This window comes from Acinetobacter sp. S40 (assembly GCF_016624705.1).
In the GTDB taxonomy this organism is placed as follows: Bacteria; Pseudomonadota; Gammaproteobacteria; order Pseudomonadales; family Moraxellaceae; genus Acinetobacter.
On the sequence record NZ_JACVTU010000034.1, the window covers coordinates 1 to 1,211 of the forward strand.

Here is a 1,211-nt window from a genome sequence, read left to right on the forward strand (position 1 = left end):
CCCACTCTCAAACACATTCTGCCCACTCTTTACCTTGAAGTAGCCACCTGTATTAATAAATACACCCTCCTTATTCACTTTTAGCTGTGAACCCCCTGCTTTTATATCTATCTCAATCGGACTGGTCAGTTCGATCCTTCCCTCTGTGGAAATGAGTTTGATGACTTGTCTGGCTATCGCTTCTATCGCATCATCTTGCGCTTGCAGTTGTATTTTCCCTTTTGCGGCATACGCGCTAATTCCATGTTGTGCAGTAAAAAACTGATCTTGTCTTGTGCATGCCCAATAATATTTTTCTGTGCACTCAGATTAATTGAACCACTAGCACTCTCGGCAATATCCTGAGAGGCTTGAAGTAAAATGTTTTCAGGCGTGGTTAATGCAATTCCATTCGGTGAGGCTAAAAGCATCAGGGCTTGTCTAAAAATCCTGCCTTGTTCTTGTGGTGTGCTTGTGTTGCTATTTTCCAAATCCTGACTATACCCTTCCATAAAGTCCTGTAAGGAACTTAAGGCTTTAGACGGGGTCATTCCGAGTTTGCTGCCTTTGTTAAAGGTTCCACACGCACTCATCAGGTCAAAGTCTTTGAGCTCTACATTGGCTATGATTGCTCCAACTTGTTGTAGGCTTTCAAATGGATTGTCACTGATTTGGTTTTTTATGCTTGCCAGTTTGCCTTTTATCAGGTCCGCCCCATGTTCTTCTACATTTTCAATAAATGCTTTGAGGTTCTCTACCGCTTCTTTTGAGTTGGTAAAGAACGTATTAAATTCATCGACAATTCCTTTGGTATCGCCTCCTAGTCCCCCAATCTCTTTGATAAAGCTTCCACAATCTTTCAGCGCATGAATGGGATCTTGATTCATGCTGTCTTTAAATAGATTCAGTGTGCTATTTAAAGCCTGACTGGTCGTTTTCAGTTCAAGTGACTGAATGAGTTTGGGTAGTCGCTGGATGACATTTAATGCATCGCTCCTTTGCTGGGTCGCAATTTCACTGAGCATTTTCATGTTTTCATAGCCTTGTATGAGTAAAGACTGGGCTTGCATGACGTCTAAATGGTCAGCAATAGCCTGTTCTTGTGCATAGGTACTAATCAGCATGCCCTTTCCAGCACGTACTGCGCCATAGTGATCCGTCCTTAACTCAAATCCTTCGCCACGTCCCTGACTGTTTTCCTGTTCTTTGGGATGGCTGAGATTGCCCAAGTT

The 1,211-nt window shown here is 42.9% G+C and carries 1 pseudogene; it reads right to left on the reverse strand.

The window, feature by feature from the left end:
- Window positions 1–1,208, reverse strand: a pseudogene (locus IAE19_RS16430) (DUF2345 domain-containing protein); the annotation flags it as partial.
- Window positions 1,209–1,211 lie beyond the last annotated feature (3 nt).